Consider the following 16,990-nt stretch of genomic DNA (forward strand, 5'->3'; position numbering starts at 1 on the left):
GGTGGCTCTACCGGCGGGAGGGATTGCGCGCAGCCACCCATGGGGTGGCTCTACCCGGTTGTCACATCGCCGGTGTACATTGCCGTGCAGGTCGCCCAAGGAGATCCGCTCATGCACCGTGGACACCAGCATGCAGCCACCCAGACCCGCGAACGTCGCCACCGGCTTGCCCATGAGGCGGCCCGGTTGATGGCCGAAGGCGGCATCCGCGACTACCACCAGGCCAAGCTCAAGGCCGCCGCCCGCCTGAACATCCACGACGACGCCTCGCTGCCACGCAACGCCGAGATCGAAGACGCGCTGCGCCAGCACCAGCGCCTGTTTGCCGGGGCCGGGCACGGCACCCAGCTGCGCCAGCGCCGCGAGGCCGCCCTGCGCGCGATGGCGTTCCTGAGCGGGTTTTCCCCGCGCCTGTACGGCCCGGTGCTGGAAGGCACCGCCGATGCCAACAGCCCGGTGCAGTTGCAGGTGCACAGCGACGATGCCGATGCGGTGCAGCGTTACCTCGACGAACACGGCATCCCGGCCGAGCTGCGCACCCGACGGCTGCGGCTGGACCGCGAGCGCGTGCTGGACGTGCCGGTATGGGTGTTTGGCGCCGAAGACCTCATCTTCGACATCGCCGTCCTGCCCTACGACGCGCTGCGCCAGCCGCCGCTGTCCAGCATCGACGAAAAGCCGGTGCGGCGCGCCTCGGCCAGCGGCGTGGCCAGCCTGCTGGCCGATGAGGACATCGACAGTTACGTGCGGGGCTGAGGCGCGGGCGCGCCTTCAATTACTCAGAAGGTCAGCCCATAGGACAGTGCCAGCTGCGCGGTGCCGAAGCGATCGGCGCCGCTGGCCTTGGCCACCGCGCTGCGCTTGGCGGGCCGCCAGGTGTTCCACTCGGCCCGCAGGAAGCTGCCGCCGTTGAGGTGCACGTTGACCCCCGCCCCCAGCTGCAGCGCCGCGCGCGTGTCTTCTGCCGGCGCGTAACGGCTGCCTGCCTTGGGCACGAATGCCTGCCGGACATAGCCGCCGCCCACCCGACCGTACAGGTCCACGCGTCCGCCTACCGGCAAGATCCCCAGCACCGAGGCGGTCGCGGCCTGGTTGCCGAACGCGCCTACCTGCTCCTTCCTGGCCTTGCCGGCCATGCCGTAGTAGTTGGCCTCCACCGCCAGGAAGGGGGTGAGCCGCACCCCGGTGCCCAGCGTGTAGCCCAGGCGGTTGTCGATCCGCGTGTCGTCGCCGCCGCCGGCCGCCTTGGGGGTGTCGCGCTCCCACACCGTCCCCTGCACGCCCACGCCGGCCAGTGCATACACGCCCTCGCGCTGGACGTCCGCGGCGCTTGCCCCCGCACTGGCCAGACCACCGACCCCCAGAACTACCGCCATTCCGATGCTTCGCATGTGCTTGTCTCCGTTGTTGGAGCCGCCATGCTGGCGAAGATCCCGACGATGTTCAGTGGCGCGTGTGTCACCGACCTGCCGCTGTTTTCGACCGCGCGTGACGATGTGTAACGACATCGGCGAATTGCGGGCGAACACGACAGCCACCGTCGCAACCCGTCACTGCCAACCTGCGCCTGCCTATGATCGGCGCTTTGCGGCGGGCGACCTGCATGGCACTGGTTCTGCTGGTGGAAGACGATGAGCGCCTGGCCTGCCTGATTGGCGACTACCTGCGCGCGCACGGCTTGGACGTGCTCCACGTCGCCGACGCGACGCTGGCCACCGCACGCATCCTGCAGACCGCGCCGGACCTCGTCCTGCTCGACCTGGGGCTGGGCACGGCCGACGGCCTGGAGGTGTGCCGCGCGGTGCGCGGGCAGTATGCCGGGGTGCTGTGCATCTTCAGTGCGTTCGCCGATGACATCCACCAGGTGCTGGGCCTGGAGCTGGGGGCCGACGACTACATCACCAAGCCGATCGAGCCGCGCGTGCTGCTGGCACGCCTGCGCGCCCACCTGCGGCGCACCGCCGCCGTCCATGCCGGCAGCGTGCTGGCCTTCGGTGCGTTGACGGTGGACCCGGCCGCGCGCGAAGCCCGGCTGGCCGGTGACATCGTGGCGATGACCACCGCCGAGTTCGACCTGCTCTGGCTGCTGATCCAGCACCGGGGCCGCATCCTCGACCGCGAGACGCTGCTCAAGCAACTGCGCGGCATCGGCTTCGACGGGCTGGATCGTTCGATCGATGCCAGGATTTCCCGGCTGCGCCGCAAGATCGGTGACGACCCCAACGAACCGTTCCTGATCCGCACCGTGCGCGGACGCGGCTATCTGTTCTCGCCACCGTCGGCACGGAGTGCATCATGAAGGGCCGCGTCACCCTGCACGTCGTCTACGCCTGTGGCGTGGTCCTGGCCCAGCTGGCCCTGCTGCTGGTGGGCGTGTGGCAACTGAACACGCTCACCGACGAGCACTATGCGCAGACCGTGCGCAGCCAGGTGCGCGGCACCCATGCGCTGTTGCAGGAGCGGCTGCTGCGCGAGCCGCCCGCCCGCTGGCAGCCGACGCTGGCCATGCTCCAGCGCGATTTCGCCTATCCCCTTGCCCTGGAGGAGATGCACGCGCTGGCGCCCCGGCTTTCTGAGGCGCAGCAGGCGGCACTGGCCGCCGGTGCGATTGTCACCACCGATGCCGGCGCGTACAGCCACCAGCGCATGCCCGGCAGCTCGCGCGTGCTGACCCTGGGCGACTTCGATGACATCGCACCGGGCGCCGGCGATGTCACCACCGGCGATGGCGGCTTCTGGTGGGGCCTGATCCTGATTCTGGTGGGTGCCATCGTGCTGCCCCTGAGCTTGTTGCTGCATCGCTTCTGGCGGGATGTGGCGGCCATCGGCCGGCAGCTCGACCGCCTCCAGCGCAATGCGTTCGACAGTGCCGAGACGCTGCCGCGCACCCACCTGCTCAAGCCCCTGGGCATGGCCGTGGCCAACGCCAGCCGGCAGATGCAGACCCTGCTGGAAGGCCAGCGCCTGATGACGCAGGCCATGGCCCACGAGATCCGCACGCCGCTGGCCAGGATGCGGTTCGTGCTGCCGCTGCTGCAGGAACAGGCCGCCGCGCCGACCACACTGCTGGAGGCCCTGCACCAGGACGTGGACCAGTTGGAGCGGCTGTCGCGCGCCAGCCTGGAATACCTTCGATTCGGCCGCATGCCATGCGTGGAGCGGCAACCGCTGGACGTGGGCGCGCTGCTGGCCAGCGTGATCGAGCAGGTGCCCGCCCCGCCCCGCTGTCGGGTGCGCCTGCGCCTGCCGCACGCGGTGACGCTGCAGGGGCATGGCCCCGCCCTGGAGCTGGCGCTGCGCAACCTGCTGGCCAACGCCGTGCGCCACGCCAGCACGCAGGTGAACCTGGATGCCGTCGTGCGCCCGCCGGCGCTGCTGATCCGCGTCGATGACGATGGACCGGGCTTTCCGGACGCCCTGCGCGATCACGTGTTCACCGCCTACATCCGCGGCGATGGCAGCGACGGCATTGGGTTGGGCCTGGCGATGGTGCGCGCCGTGGCTGAAAAGCATGGCGGCACGGCCACGATCGCCGACTCGGACCTGGGCGGGGCCTGCGTGATGCTGTGCCTGCCATTGGACGGCCCGGCGGGGCAGCCCTGACCACTCGGTGTGGCCACGGGCAGCCTGTTGCCCTTACCAGCCCAGCAGCGTTTTCTCCTGTGCGCTCAGCGGCAGCTTTCCATACAGATGGTCGAGAAACACCGGGTAGTCGCGCCAGCCCGGCGCGGCCGGCAAACCCGTTGTATCGGCGATGGCGCGCAGCAGGCCGTCCCACGGGATGGCGTGGGCCTCCTGCGCGGCCAGCAGCGGCGCGGTCCCTTCGGCGGCTGGCGGCCGGAGCGCTTCCAGGCGCAGCCGGGGCCGCCCCCGTCGCGCCGCGTGGCGGGCAAACAGGCGCTCGGACAGCGCCCACGTGGAGCCGCCGCAGCGGCTGTCACGCACCGCCTCGCCCAGCCGCACCGGCGGCTGTTCCAGGTGGATGAACAGCTCACAGGCGTCGATCAGGCGCTGCTGCACGGCCGCCACGATCGCCCAGACGCTGGCCGAGGCGCGCACCAGGCGGCCCTGTTCGGCATAGGGGGTATCGAGAAATGCCGCATCGGCGCCGCGCGGGCGCTGCATCGTCTGCAGCAAGGCCTCGGCCTGGCGCCACAGGCTGGCGCCGACGCACACGCGCAGGCCGGTGGCTTCCAGCGCCACCGCCAGTTGCAGCACCTGCGTCGGGTCGCCCGTGGCATGGGACAGGTATACGTCGGTGGGAACCAGCGGCGACAGCGGCTGCACCGTGTCGGCGTCCAGCAGGTTGTGGCGGTCGTCCACGTAGGCGGCCATGCCCTGCAGGTGTGCGCGCCAGCGTTGCTCGAAGGCGGCCACGGCCTCCGCGTCTACGGCGAGGTCCTGCAGGCGCACGTGGTGGACATTCAATTTGAGCAGCATGGGTGCGCCTCATTGGCAGCGCGCGCGGCCGCGGTGCGGGCATGACAGCCGGGCATGGCGGGCCGGGTATGGGATCGCGGTGACAAGGTGCGCGGGGGATGCCCGCGCGTCACGTCGGTGCGGGGTGGAGGGTCGGCGGACCGCGCGCGGGGCGCACGGCCCCGGCGCGGCAGGCTCGGAGAAATGGCGAGTGGCATCTGTGTGGTCCTGTGGAATGGCAGGGCCCGTTACGGGCCCTGCCCTGCGCGATTACCAGCCGATACCCACGCCCACGCCCATGCTGCGTTCACCGCTGTTGGTGAAGGCACCATTGAGGCTGAAGGTGGCCGAGCCCTTGTCGTTGAGCACGCGCTGGTAGCCCACCGCCATCGCCGACTCGCCTTCGGCATAGCCCACGCCCGCACCGAGGCGGTTGTAGGTGGCCAGGCCAGCCGTGTTCATGGCCATGGCCGTCTGCGCGCTGCTCATCGCCGCCATGCGGTTGAAGCGCTTGTCCATCTTCTCCAGCCGCTGCTCCACGTCCTGGATGGCGCTGTCGGTGTACTCGTTGGCGCGCGCCAGCATCTTCTCCAGCTCGGCGGTATCCACCTGCGGCTTCGGCGATTCGGGCGTACTGGCCTTGGGCTGCGGCGTGGGCGAGGCCGGCGGCGGCGTGCCGGCATCGGCGATGGCCTTGTCGTTGTCGCTCGCGGGCGGCGGCGTGGGTGCTGCCGGTTCATCGGCCGCTGCCGTTACGGGCGCCGTCCCGGTGCTGGCCGAGGCAACGGACAGCGAACGGGCCTGCGGCGTGTCGATGCGCTGTTCCAGGCCATCCATGCGCCCATTGAGCTGCTGCTGCATGCTGTGCAACTGGCCGCCGTTGACGGCTTCGCGGCTGCCGGCGGCGACCAGGCCGTTGGCGACGTTGGAGATGACCATGCCCTGTGCCCCGGCCAGGGTCAGCTGGCCGACGCCGTCGGTGCGGAGGGATGGGGTGTCCTGGAAGACCGAACGCAGATGGCCCTCCACGCGATCCATGCGCGAGCCGGTGGAGACGACGGCGCCGTCCAGCGCGGTCAGAGCATCGCCTACATTCATATGGGTGCCACCTTGGATTTTGTAGGAAGGGGAGACAATATTCCCTTGCCTATCCAGCGTAGCGCCGCCACCAAACAACACCAGAGAATCGCGCAACTGCCCAGCCGTAGCGGCGTCGTAAGAAGCGATGCCACTTGCGACGTTCGTCAACCTGCGCAAATTGCTAAGGCCGCCAATCGAGAACTCATTGGAGCGCATTGCCTCAGAACCTGCACCAATAGCCACGGAGTTTTCCGCACCGCCAAAGACCCAAGCTCGATCCCCAATTGCCGTGCTCCGCGGGCCGTCCGCCCTCGCACGCGAGCCGATAGCCACCCCACCCTCATTTCCACTTGCCACGAACGAAGACTGACCAAGAGCCACTGAGTTTTCTGCGGATGCGTCAGCAGAGTTACCGACGGCCGTTCCACCTGCACCATTCACGCTCGCCGATGCGTATTCACCAACTGCTACCGCGCGATCGCCACTCTTCGCATGAGAGTTGCTTTCGTACTTGGAGCTGATGGCGATACCCGTTCGGGACTTTTCAAGGTCCGAAATGCGCTCATTTGATGTAAACAGCTGCGAGCCGGTCACAACATCCGAACTCGCGCTGGAGATCCGTCCTTCTGCAACACCGGTCAAACGAGCACCACCAAAGCTGACGTCAGCCAAAACTGCCGACTCAGACATCAGAGTGCGCAGTCCTGAGCCATTCGATTCGCGCTGCAGCTCTTCAAGATCGCTTCGGTTACGCGCAATATCCTGCTTGGCCGCATACAGCTGGCTGCCAGTAACCGCATCGCGGCTGCCCGCTGCCACTCGACCGTCGGCCAGATTGGTCAGCACCAACCCGTTCGCGCCTGCAAGGGATAGCTGGCCGACACCATCTGCGCGACCGCCCGGTGCATCGTCAAACATCGAACGCAGTTTCCTTTCAACCGCGCCCACGCGTGTGCCGGTTTTGGTGGTGGCGTCGTCCAGCACTGTCAGCGCGTCGCCCACCGTGCGCTGGGTACTCCCTTGCATCCTGTACGTCGGGGCGATCACGTTGCCGTTGCCGTCCAAGCTCGCACCAGCACCGAGAGTAGCGAGAGATTCGTTGAGCTGGGCGACGGTTGTAACGTCATGAATGGCCATACCCCTACTCACGTTCACAAGGCGCCGTTGTAACGTGGAATGCCCAAAGGAGATCGTATTTGACTCCGATGCGACCGACTTACTTCCGATAGCCGCACTGTCCAACGCCCCCGTCATAACGCGACTCTCCGCACCCATCGCCAATCCATTTGCAGCCTGGACAGCCGATCGGGTGCCTAAGGCAAATGCGTTGTCTGCACCGTCGCTAATCGAGGCAGCTCGGCCGACAGCAACTGAGTTACGCCCGCGCGCGTTCGAGTAGCTGCCAATAGCGACTCCACCTTCTGAGCCCAACGATGCGCTGGCTGAGTCACCTATTGCAACGGCGAAGCGACCCGCGGAGGCAGAATCTTGATCTCCCCCATCACCTACAGAAACGAACTTGCCTACGGATTCAACAGCGCCCAAACGCTGATTCGTAGCAAACAACTGCCCACCATTCACCGCATCCTTGCTTGCTGCCGAGCTGATATCACCCGCCGCAACCCCCGTCACGCGCGCACCCTCCATCTCAACCTGGCTTCGGTCATCGCTGAACTTCACGACGCCCTCCAACTCCGGGTTGAAATTGTCGAAGTCATCGCGTAAACGATCCAGCGCGGTCTCGTTTTCATCGATACGACCGGTATGCGAAGCAAGCTGCTGCGCGTGCGACGACAAGGTCTGCGCCTGTACGCGGGCAGCTTCATTGGTGGCGAACAACTGCTGGCCGGTGACCGCGTCGGTGCTGCCGGCGCTGAGGACACCGTTGGCGATGTTGTAGATGCGCCGCTTGCCGCCGGTCTTGTTGGCCACATCCAGCACCACGCCGGTGTTGTCAGCCCCCAGGCGCATATTGCCCGAGGCCGACACCTGCCCGACCAGGCCTTCCAGTGCGGTTGCGCGGGTCACCGCACCATCGGCGGTGGTCTTTGCCGCGGCGGCCGCAGTCTGCGCGGCGGTGGCGGTGTTCTGCGCGGTGGTCACGCTGGTGTTGGTGGCATGCAGCTGACGGCCAGTGACCGCTTCACTACTGGTGGCGCTTACGGCAGCATCGGCAACACCGGTCACCTTGCGGTTGGCATTGGCCTTGTTGCGCACGTCCAGCAACGTGCCCGTGTTCTCGCCGCCCAAGCGCACATTGCCCGACGCCGACACCTGCCCAACCAGGCCCTCCAGTGCGGCTGCGCGGGTCACCGCGCCATCGGCGGTAACTTTGGCGGTGGCGGCAGCGGTCTGCGCGGCGGTGGCGGTGTTGTGCGCGGTGGTCACGCTGGTGTTGGTGGCATGCAGCTGGCGGCCGGTGACCGCTTCACTGCTGGTGGCGCTTACGGCTGCATCGGCAACACCGGTCACCTTGCGGTTGGCATTGGCCTTGTTGCGCACGTCCAGCAACGTGCCCGTGTTCTCGCCGCCCAAGCGCACATTGCCCGACGCCGACACCTGCCCAACCAGGCCCTCCAGTGCGGCTGCGCGGGTCACCGCGCCATCGGCGGTAACTTTGGCGGTGGCGGCAGCGGTCTGCGCGGCGGTGGCGGTGTTGTGCGCGGTGGTCACGCTGGTGTTGGTGGCATGCAGCTGGCGGCCGGTGACCGCTTCACTGCTGGTGGCGCTCAGGGCGGCATCGGCAACACCGGTCACCTTGCGGTTGGCATTGGCCTTGTTGCGGACGTCCAGCGACGTACCGGTATTCTGGGCGCCCAGGCGTACATTGCCCGAGGCCGACACCTGCCCGACCAGACCCTCCAGTGCGGTTGCGCGGGTCACCGCGCCATCGGCGGTGGACTTGGCAGTGGCGGCAGCGGTCTGCGCGGCGGTGGCGGTGCTCGTCGCCGCCGTCACATTCTGGTTGGTGGCATGCAGCTGCTGGCCGGTGATGGCGTCGGTGCTGGTTGCACTAACCACGCCGTTGGCGATGTTCTGCACGACTCGTTTGGTACCGTTCTTGTTGGCCACGTTGATGACCGTGCCCGTGTTGTCACCGCCGAGGCGGATGGCGCTGCTGGGCGAGGTCTGGGTCACGAGCCGGGTATTGGCCAGTGCTTGATCGGCGGTGGATCGGGCGGCGCTGGCGGTAGTCTGCGCCTCCGTTACACTCTCGTTGGTCTTGAAAAGCTGGCCACCGGTAACCGCGTCTTTGCTGGTGGCGGACAGCGTGCCATCTTTCACGTTGACGATACGTCGCTGCTTGTTGGCGTTGCCAACAGAAACCGTATCTACTTCGTCGGCCACGGAGCCACGCCCCAGTGCCACGGCGCTATAGGTAGTGGTCTTCGCTTCATGGCCGATGGCTACACTGTCGTGGGTGGCACTTGCCCCTGCCCCCAGCGCCATTGCGCCACTCCATCCCAGGGTACCGGCCCGTGCGTTGCCACCGATGGCGATGCCACCGAGACCTGCGCCCGTGTTCACGACGGCATTGCTGCCAAGCGCCACGGCATTTTTACCCACGGCTTCAGCCTCGTTACCGATGGCGGTGGCACCGATGCCGTGGGCAAGCGACCAGGCGCCCAGTGCGGTGCTATAGCCTTGATAGGCCCTGGCATAGTAGCCCATCGCCGTTGTGCGATCGCCCAGAACTTTGCTCCAATGACCAAACCCAGTGGCATTGACGCCATCGATCTCGGTGCCGTTGCCGGTAATCATCGAGTTGCGGGTATTGCTGCCCACGATGGTATACACCCGGTTGTCATCATGACCATATGAGGGCGTGCACTCATAGTAGCTACCCAACACTGGCGAGCAGCTTTCATTGAACACCGCTGCCCCAGCGGGCATCGACAGGCAGACCATGGCCGTCGCCGCACAGCTCACGAGGCCGTTTCGTTTGCCGTGGGCAGCACTCAGCTCACTTGCCACCACCCAGCACTGCCGGGCGGTGGACCAGATACGGCGATAGATCTTGTTCATGGCAACTCCTTAACAGGGAAAAAGCGTCGCCGTGGCATCGGCTCCACGGCAGCAAGGGGAATCAGGGGGTGAGGGTTTTGAGGTGTTCGCGGTAGCCATCGCGGGTCAGGCGGTAGCGCAGCTGGACGGTGCTTCCCGGCGTCGGCACGAACGGCAGCGGCAGGGCGCTGCCGGGATAGAGGCTGAGCGACACGTCGTGCGCGGTGCAGCGGCTGCCCTGGCATTCGGCGATGCTGGTGATGCCCAGGCGCAGCGTGCCGGTGTTGCGCAGCTGGTTGCCGTCCACCCGGAAGTCCACCGTGCCGTCATCGGGCAGCACGTTCACCAGGGCGCCCCAGACCAGGCTGACGCCTACGTTGGCCTGCGCGGCCTGGCCGTTCCCTTCAAGCGGCGTTTCCTCGGGCCCGCGCACGCCTTCGAAATAGACCCGGTAGGCGGTTTCCTGGGTGACCGGTTGCAGGGGGATGACGCGGATCAATCGATTGCCGCCGCCGGCCAGGGCGAACTTGGCCGGGGTGATGGCGATGGCGGCCTCGGCCGGTTCGATGTCCACCTCGGTTTCATCGGCCCCGGCGGGGTTGACGATGCGGCGGATCGAGGCCTGGATGTATTGCGGCTGGGTGGACTGCGAGTAAACGCGGATGTTGGTGCCCTTCTTTGCATCCACCGAGGCACGCATGGGGTGCACGGTGAGATTGGCTTGTGCGGGCAAGGCGGCGGCGAGGGCGAGCGACAGCAGGCAGAGGGCGATCGGTTTCATGGGGCATTCCAAGGTCATGGACGGGTGGTGGGCACGCGCAGCTGCACCTTGAGTTCGCCTTCGTAACCGCCGGCGCGCTGGTCGGTGATGGGCACGCGTGGCGTGGTCAGCAGCAGCGGCGTGGGCACGCAGAACACCGGCTGGGACATGCCCGGCAGCAGGACCAGATGCAGTGGCGCGGTGTCGATGCCGTGCAGCTGCTCTTCCACGCCACTGGCCAGGCGGCGACGCACGCCGGCATGTTCCAGTTCGATCATGTAGTCCAGGCGCTGGTCGTCATCGTTGCCGCCGTCGTCGTGCCACAGCGAGTAGCCGAGCGGGCCGGGCGTGCGGCCGCTGGTGTCGGTGACGGTGATGCCGAGGTAGTCGCTCTGCGAGCCCAGGCCGTCATACAGGCACATGTCCATCAACTTGCGCCCGCCCACGGTGTGGGCCAGCGGGTCGTAGCGCAGGTTCAGATCGACGAGGGGCGTGGTCTGGGGAAACTCGGGGAAGTAGATGGAGACCGCGTTGTGATCGGTGATGATGAAGTCGAAGGTGAAGGTGTAGGTGGCTATGTGCTGACTGGGTGGAAGACGAAGATCTAGAAGCAGCGTTGCACTCCACTTCCCAGCCACCAGCTTTCGAAGTTCGTGTGTCGGAATCTGTAGGGCAGCGCCTGTTCCGGCAGGCAACTGAAAATTGCATTCGGAAGCATCCGATGACGACAGTGGACGTTGATACGGAGACCAATAGTCTGAATCGCATGCCAACGTGGCATCTGCGCGAAGCAATGAGCCTCGAATGTCCATGTCAACTACCATTCCTGAGCGGAATTCAGTCAGCTGAAGCTGCACGATGCTACCAACCCCATTTGCAGGCTCCCGCGTATCTTCTGTAGGGCATTTGCCGCTTTCTGAGCTGGCACTGGATCTACAGGTGAGAAATAGTTGCCCGTATCCAAGCGTTCCTCCGCGCTCATACCCCAACACCGTCCGCGGCGCCCACAATTCAATATCCCCCGGCATTGCCGAGCGATCCCAGGTCATGACCACGTCCTGCCGCGCGCTCGACGGATGCGTCTCCGGCGGTCGCTGCGCCCACGCACCCGGCACCAGCACCAGCTGCGCCAGCACGCCCCACATCCACACAACACCCCGCCTCATGGCGTTCCTCCTGCAGCAGCGGTCTGGGGCGTCGCGGCGATCAGGGCCTGTTCCTGCAGCAGGCGGCTTACGCGCGCCTGCTGGCGGATGTCGGCCGGCAGCTGGGCCACCGCCAGGGGCTCGCACTGCACCGCGCCCACCAGCAGCACCACGCTGCGGCGCTCGCGCACCTGCAGCGGGCACTGCAGCAGGCGGTCGTCCTGCAGCAGGTAGAGCGTGCGTTCGCGACGCGGAAAATCGGCGACGAAGCCGCCGTTGGCGCCGGTGCCCGGCACCGGTGCGTTGAGGATGCGGGCGCCGCCCAGCGGCAGCCCGGCAATGTCGCGTGCGTTGCCGATGAAGGTGTAGGTCACCTCGATCGGGATGGGCAGGCGCAGCAGCCGGCCCGGTGGCAGGAACAAGGGGCGCGCACCGCCCACCCCGGTCACGCGGATGGCAGCGATGCTGTCCAGGTGGCTGGCGTCCTGCACTTCGGCCCGGTGCGACTGGTAGGCCGACAGCGGCAGCAAGCGGCGCTCGCCCAGCGCCAGCGTCTGCCGGCGCAGGCCGCCCACTTGCAGTTCGGCCGCCACGCCCTTCAGATCCAGGTCGTCGGTGCCTTCCACCTGCACCGCCAGGCCGGCTTCGGCGCCCAGGCCACCGCCCCAGTACAGGCCGCGCGCGCCCAGCGCCAGGCCGGAACTGTGGCTGGCGCTGTACGCCATTTCACTGCGGCCACGCTGCTGGTAGCCCACCACGGTGGCGCCGGTATGGCCGATGCCGTTCTGCAGCTGCGCCGCCAGGCTGGCGCTGTAGCGGTCGCTGTTGTTGCCACGCAGCTCGGCCGACACTTCGCGGTACTGGCTGTCGTATTCCTGGCGCAGGCTCTGGCTGGCGCTGTAGTTGATGTCCGGCCGCGCGTGCGCCGGCTGGCGCAGGTCGGCGCTGTAGCGCCGCTGCGAGGCACCGCGCTCGTTGCGCTGCAGGCGCGACAGGCTGAGGTTGAAATAGATGCCACGGTCGCGGCGGCTCTGCAGGGTGCCATCGGTGTCCTGCTGCCACACACCCACCCGCGTGCCCACGCTGAATTCATTCCAGCGCTGGGTGCGGCTGTAGCTGGCCTGCCAGGTGCGGCTCAGCTGCGGCTGGCGGGTGGGCTCGGGCAGCAGCGGCGGCAGCAGCGGGTCCAGCGTGGCCAGCGGGTCGTCACTGCTGCCGGGCAGGTCGCGGCCAGGGCGCCAGGTCTGCCGACGGGTGTAGCCGACATAGGCGCTGCCGCCGGCCAGCGGCAGGGCCATCGACGCACTGAGCGAGTCGGCGCAGCCCAGGCGGTCACGCGCATCATCCTCGAACTGGCAGGCTTTGCCGCGCAGCCGTTGGTGGTAGACGTTCCAGGAGGCCAGGCGGCGATAGGTCAGCTGGTGTTGCTGGCCACGGCTGCCGTCACTGCCCTGCATGCCACTGAACGCGGCGCGCACTTCCTGGGTGGCGAACACACGGCGCAGGTCCACGCGCAGTTCGCCGTAGCTGTAGCCGCCGGTATCGGCCACGCCGGCGGTGATGGCCACATCGCAGGCCAGGGGCACGCGCAGGCCGGCCATCGCGGCCAGTTCATCGTTGTAGCGCGCATCGCGGCGCTCATGGCGGCGGCCGCCCTGCAGGAACCACTGCACGCTGCTGTCGGTCCAGTCGCCGCCCTTGTCGAACGGTGCTTCTTCGGTACGTACCAGCACACCGTCCTCCAGGATGCGCAGGCTGACGGTGTAGCTGCCGAACGGGAAGCGCCGGGTGTCGAGCTGGTTGATGCCGGCCTGCAGGTAGAAGGTCTGCAGCAGACGGTCGCCATCGAAGGCGTCCACGCGCGCATCGCGTGCCAGCAGCACGGTAAGCGGCGTGGCCTGCACGGCGGCGGCGGCATCCACATAGGCCTGGGTGGTGCCCACGCGCAGGCCCTGGAAGCGGTCCAGCGGCAGCATGCCGAAGCTGAAGGTGCCGCCCTGCGGGCTGGACAGATTGCGCCGGTCCATGCGGCCCAGCTGCAGGTAGTGCTGCGGCCCGAGGTCGTGGCGGTAATAGGCATTGTCCAGCTGGAAGTCATCGCGCATGCGCTGGTGGCGGTAGCGCTGCTGGCTGTAGTTCCATTCGGCGGCCAGGTGGCCGCGCTGCATCACGCCCAGCATGCCCACGCCCTGCGCGGACAGCGCCTGCATGCCACGGCCGCCACTGACGTTGATGGATTGCTGGTGCAGGAACGCGTTTTCGGCATTGGCGCTGACGCTGTGGAAGCGCGCGGCGGCCGGTTCGCCGTTGATCCACTGGCGGGCCACGAACAGGCGCACGACGCCCTCGCCTTCGTCGTAGAGCGCGCGGATGGCGGCCGGATCGTCAGGCGGGTCCAGGTAGCCGCAGCCGGTGGTGCCGGCACCGAAGCGGCAGGCCAGGTGGCTGTTGCGCGGCAGCGGCTTCGAGGCGGCCGGCAGCAGGGCCTGCTGCGCCTCGCTCGACAGATGCAGCGCCGCCAGCACGGCGGCCGGGTCTTCCAGTGTTACGTGTTCCAGGGTGACGCGCACAGGCGAGATCCCGGCCGAGCGGCCGAACAGGCTGACATCCAGTTGTTCGATCTGGCCTTCGACCAGGTCTTCGAATCCAGACGGCACGCCGCGCGCCATCGCCCACGGCGTGGGCAATGACAGGGCGAGCGCGATCGCCAGCCGGGTGAGGGCGGGTGCAGGGGTCATCATGAGGGTGTTGCCCGTAAGCGGCCGGCCCGGATAACGGGCCGGCGCGGGGAAGCTGTTACGGCGGGGTGGTCTTCTGGACCATGGCGATGCTGACCAGGCCTTCATACTTGCCGGCCACGGTGATCGGGGCACGGGTGGCCTGGGCGATCGTCAGCGGCATCGACACCGAGCCGCCCGGGACGCCACCGTCGAACAGGTCGCTGGCCGCGAAATCCTTGCTGGCCACGGTGAGTTCGGTGTTGTTGAGGGACACGCGCAGCGGCACCACCGGCGCAGCACTGGCCGCCTCGGTGGCGGTCAGCGACGCGGCGTTGACCAGGCGGATCTCCACGTCCTTGCCGATGTCGTTGGTGTAGATGCGCACCTGCTGGCTCCACGGCACCAGACCACTGTGCGGGTTGTGCACCAGGTTGACGGTATCTGGCAGCGCGGTGCCATCGTCCTTCAGCAGGGCCAGCGAGGTGTCGACCTGGGCCCAGACGGAGATGTTGGATTCGGCGGCAGTGGCCGACAGCGAAACGGTGGCCAGCGCTGCAGCGAGCGCGGCTTTCTTGATGATGCTGGACATTGGCTCTCTCTCTGTTTTTCTTCTTGGAGGAAGCTTCCAAGGGAAGCACCGCCGTCACCACGTGGGGTGTGGCGGCCCAGTCAGGTTAGTTAGAGAGGTGTGATTTACCCATTCAACCAATCTTAAAAACAGGCACTTTTTGCGCGTTTTGCGATCACAGCCGCAGTCCAAAACAATTACACAGATTCCGAATTTTGTACTCAGTCCAATGCAGGTAGAGCCACCCCACGGGTGGCTGCACGCCATCCCGCACCAATCGAATACGCGTGCGCGACACAAAAAAAAACGCCCCGCAATGCGGGGCGCCTTTCACTGCGAATTACCGAAGCCGATCAGCCCTGGTAATCACGCACGTCGTGACCGGTGTAGACCTGGCGCGGGCGGCCGATCTTCATTTCCGGGTCGACCTGCTGTTCCAGCCAATGCGCGACCCAGCCGGAGGTGCGGCCCAGGGCGAACATGACGGTGAACATCTCGGTCGGGATCTGCAGCGCCTTGTAGATGATGCCGCTGTAGAAATCCACGTTCGGGTACAGCTTGCGGGCGACGAAGTAGTCGTCCTGCAGCGCGGCCTGTTCCAGCTTGACGGCCACGTCCAGCAGCGGATCCTGCACGCCCAGCTGTTCCAGCACCTTGCTGGTCATCACGCCGATGACCTTGGCGCGCGGATCGAAGTTCTTGTACACGCGATGGCCGAAGCCCATCAGGCGGAAGCCGGAGGTCTTGTCCTTGGCCTTGAGCACGGCGGACTCGACGTTGTCGGCGGTGCCGATCTCTTCCAGCATCTTCAGCACGGCTTCGTTGGCACCGCCGTGGGCCGGACCCCACAGCGCGGTGACGCCGGCGGCGACGGACGCGTACGGGTTGGCACCGGTCGAACCGACCAGGCGCACGGTCGAGGTCGAGGCGTTCTGCTCGTGGTCGGCGTGCAGGATGAACAGCAGGTCCAGCGCCTTGACCACGTCCGGGTTCAGCTCGTACTGGCCGTCGGCCGACTCGAAGGTCTGCTTCAGGAAGCGGCTGACGTAATCCAGCGAGGTGTCCGGCTTGTTGGCCGGCAGGCCCTTGCCATGGCGGTAGATCAGGGCCGACAGGGTCGGCACCTTGGCGATCAGGCGCACGGCGGCCTGGCGGCGCTGTTCGGCGTCGGACAGGTCCAGCGAGGCGTGGTAGATGCCCGACAGCTGCGCGATGGCGGCGGTCAGGATGGCCATCGGATGGGCATCCTTGGCGAAGCTGCCGATCAGGGTATTGATCGAGGCATCGACGTCGGCTTCGGCGGCCAGCTCATCGGTGAAGGCCTTCAGCTGCTCGGCGCTCGGACGTTCGCCGTTGATCAGCAGGTAGGCCACTTCGACGTAGCTGGACTTTTCCGACAGCTGTTCGATGGGGTAACCGCGATACAGCAGCACGCCCTTGTCACCGTCGATATAGGTGATGGCGGACTTGCAGCTGGCGGTGGCGGTAAAGCCGGAGTCGTAAGTGAAGAGACCGGTTTCCTTGGTCAGCTTCGAGATATCGACGCAATCGTTGCCGAGCGTAGGTTTGATGACGGGCAAAACAACCGACGTGTCGCCGGCGTTGAGCGTGACCTGATCAAGATCGGACACTGTGTGCGCTCCTCGAGGGAAGGCGCCCGCCCAAGCGCGTGGGGCAGGCACGTGAAGGAAGTCCACGATCGTTATCGTGGATCCCGCCATTATCGCACAGCAACATTTCTGCCGCCCTAGGACGGAAGTCGTAGACGCGGGCCTGGGCACGCGTGGGCGCCTTTGCGCCAGACGCGGCAAGGGCTGCGCCGGATCAGGACGTTTTTGTCCGGACACAGCGTTGCGCCGGTCCGCCTCCCCCGCCAGCTGGCGTTCAGATACGGCCGGGCGATTGAACGCCCTGGCAAACCCCGGACAGCAAAAAACAACGGCCGCCGAAGCGACCGTTGTTTTCATGCAACTGCAGCGACAACTCAGGCTGCGGTCGGCGCCGCCGGCTTGCCGAAGCGCTTCTGGAACTTGTCGATACGGCCGCTGGTGTCGATCACCTTGTGCTTGCCCGTGTAGAACGGATGCGAAGCGGAGGAGATTTCCACCTTGACGAGCGGGTACTCGTTGCCGTCTTCCCACTTCACGGTCTCTTTGGAGGCCATGGTGGAACGGGTCAGGATCTTGAAATCAGAGGTCACGTCGTGGAAAACCACGTCGCGGTAGTTCGGATGAGTATCGGCCTTCATGGGCGCGCACCGTAATATGGGCTGGTGGTCAAGAGCGGCATTATA

12 protein-coding genes are annotated in these 16,990 nt (G+C 66.7%); 3 read left to right on the top strand and 9 right to left on the bottom strand.

The genetic code is table 11. The features are described from left to right. Window positions 1-111 precede the first annotated feature (111 nt). Window positions 112-756 (top strand): hypothetical protein, encoded by a 645-nt coding sequence (locus RSA25_RS00005; protein ID WP_332806868.1) that lies wholly within the window; start codon window positions 112-114, stop codon window positions 754-756. Window positions 757-779: 23 nt separating this feature from the next. Here RSA25_RS00005 and RSA25_RS00010 read toward each other — a convergent pair whose 3' ends face one another. After that, a complete protein-coding gene (locus RSA25_RS00010; protein WP_332806869.1) occupies window positions 780-1,391 on the bottom strand; it encodes an outer membrane beta-barrel protein in 612 nt (203 codons plus the stop codon). Window positions 1,392-1,603: 212 nt separating this feature from the next. On the opposite strand from RSA25_RS00010, the gene RSA25_RS00015 reads away from it, so the two are divergent. Together RSA25_RS00015 and RSA25_RS00020 are read left to right on the top strand one after the other, a co-directional pair. Further along, on the top strand, window positions 1,604-2,299 hold the full coding sequence (locus tag RSA25_RS00015) for a winged helix-turn-helix domain-containing protein (RefSeq protein WP_332806870.1): 696 nt from the start codon (window positions 1,604-1,606) through the stop codon (window positions 2,297-2,299). Next, on the top strand, window positions 2,296-3,603 hold the full coding sequence (locus tag RSA25_RS00020; protein WP_332806871.1) for an ATP-binding protein: 1,308 nt from the start codon (window positions 2,296-2,298) through the stop codon (window positions 3,601-3,603). The genes RSA25_RS00015 and RSA25_RS00020 overlap by 4 nt, the downstream gene beginning before the upstream one ends. A 33-nt stretch (window positions 3,604-3,636) precedes the next feature. On the opposite strand, the gene RSA25_RS00025 is transcribed toward RSA25_RS00020, so the two are convergent. The 8 genes from RSA25_RS00025 to RSA25_RS00060 all read right to left on the bottom strand — a co-directional run bounded on the left by RSA25_RS00025 (window position 3,637) and on the right by RSA25_RS00060 (window position 16,945). Beyond that, window positions 3,637-4,440 (bottom strand): hypothetical protein, encoded by an 804-nt coding sequence (locus RSA25_RS00025; RefSeq protein ID WP_332806872.1) that lies wholly within the window; start codon window positions 4,438-4,440, stop codon window positions 3,637-3,639. Window positions 4,441-4,689: 249 nt separating this feature from the next. Next, a complete protein-coding gene (locus tag RSA25_RS00030; protein ID WP_332806873.1) occupies window positions 4,690-9,525 on the bottom strand; it encodes an ESPR-type extended signal peptide-containing protein in 4,836 nt (1,611 codons plus the stop codon). A 61-nt stretch (window positions 9,526-9,586) separates the two neighbouring features. After that, entirely contained in the window at window positions 9,587-10,285 is a 699-nt protein-coding gene (locus RSA25_RS00035; protein WP_332806874.1) for a pilus assembly protein, read from the bottom strand. 14 nt (window positions 10,286-10,299) lie between these two features. After that, window positions 10,300-11,430, bottom strand: coding sequence for a CfaE/CblD family pilus tip adhesin (locus RSA25_RS00040; protein ID WP_332806875.1), 1,131 nt, complete (start codon window positions 11,428-11,430; stop codon window positions 10,300-10,302). Beyond that, window positions 11,427-14,150 (bottom strand): TcfC E-set like domain-containing protein, encoded by a 2,724-nt coding sequence (locus tag RSA25_RS00045; RefSeq protein WP_332806876.1) that lies wholly within the window; start codon window positions 14,148-14,150, stop codon window positions 11,427-11,429. Before RSA25_RS00045 ends, RSA25_RS00040 begins: the two co-directional genes overlap by 4 nt. A gap of 55 nt (window positions 14,151-14,205) precedes the next feature. Further along, complete coding sequence (locus RSA25_RS00050) at window positions 14,206-14,718, bottom strand: CS1 type fimbrial major subunit (RefSeq protein ID WP_332806877.1); 513 nt, start codon at window positions 14,716-14,718, stop codon at window positions 14,206-14,208. A gap of 332 nt (window positions 14,719-15,050) precedes the next feature. Further along, on the bottom strand, window positions 15,051-16,328 hold the full coding sequence (locus RSA25_RS00055) for a citrate synthase (protein ID WP_332806878.1): 1,278 nt from the start codon (window positions 16,326-16,328) through the stop codon (window positions 15,051-15,053). Between the two features lie 353 nt (window positions 16,329-16,681). Then, window positions 16,682-16,945, bottom strand: coding sequence for a type B 50S ribosomal protein L31 (locus RSA25_RS00060; RefSeq protein WP_332806879.1), 264 nt, complete (start codon window positions 16,943-16,945; stop codon window positions 16,682-16,684). Window positions 16,946-16,990 lie beyond the last annotated feature (45 nt).

The sequence above is a fragment of the Stenotrophomonas sp. genome, assembly GCF_036662295.1.
Taxonomy (GTDB): Bacteria; Pseudomonadota; Gammaproteobacteria; order Xanthomonadales; family Xanthomonadaceae; genus Stenotrophomonas.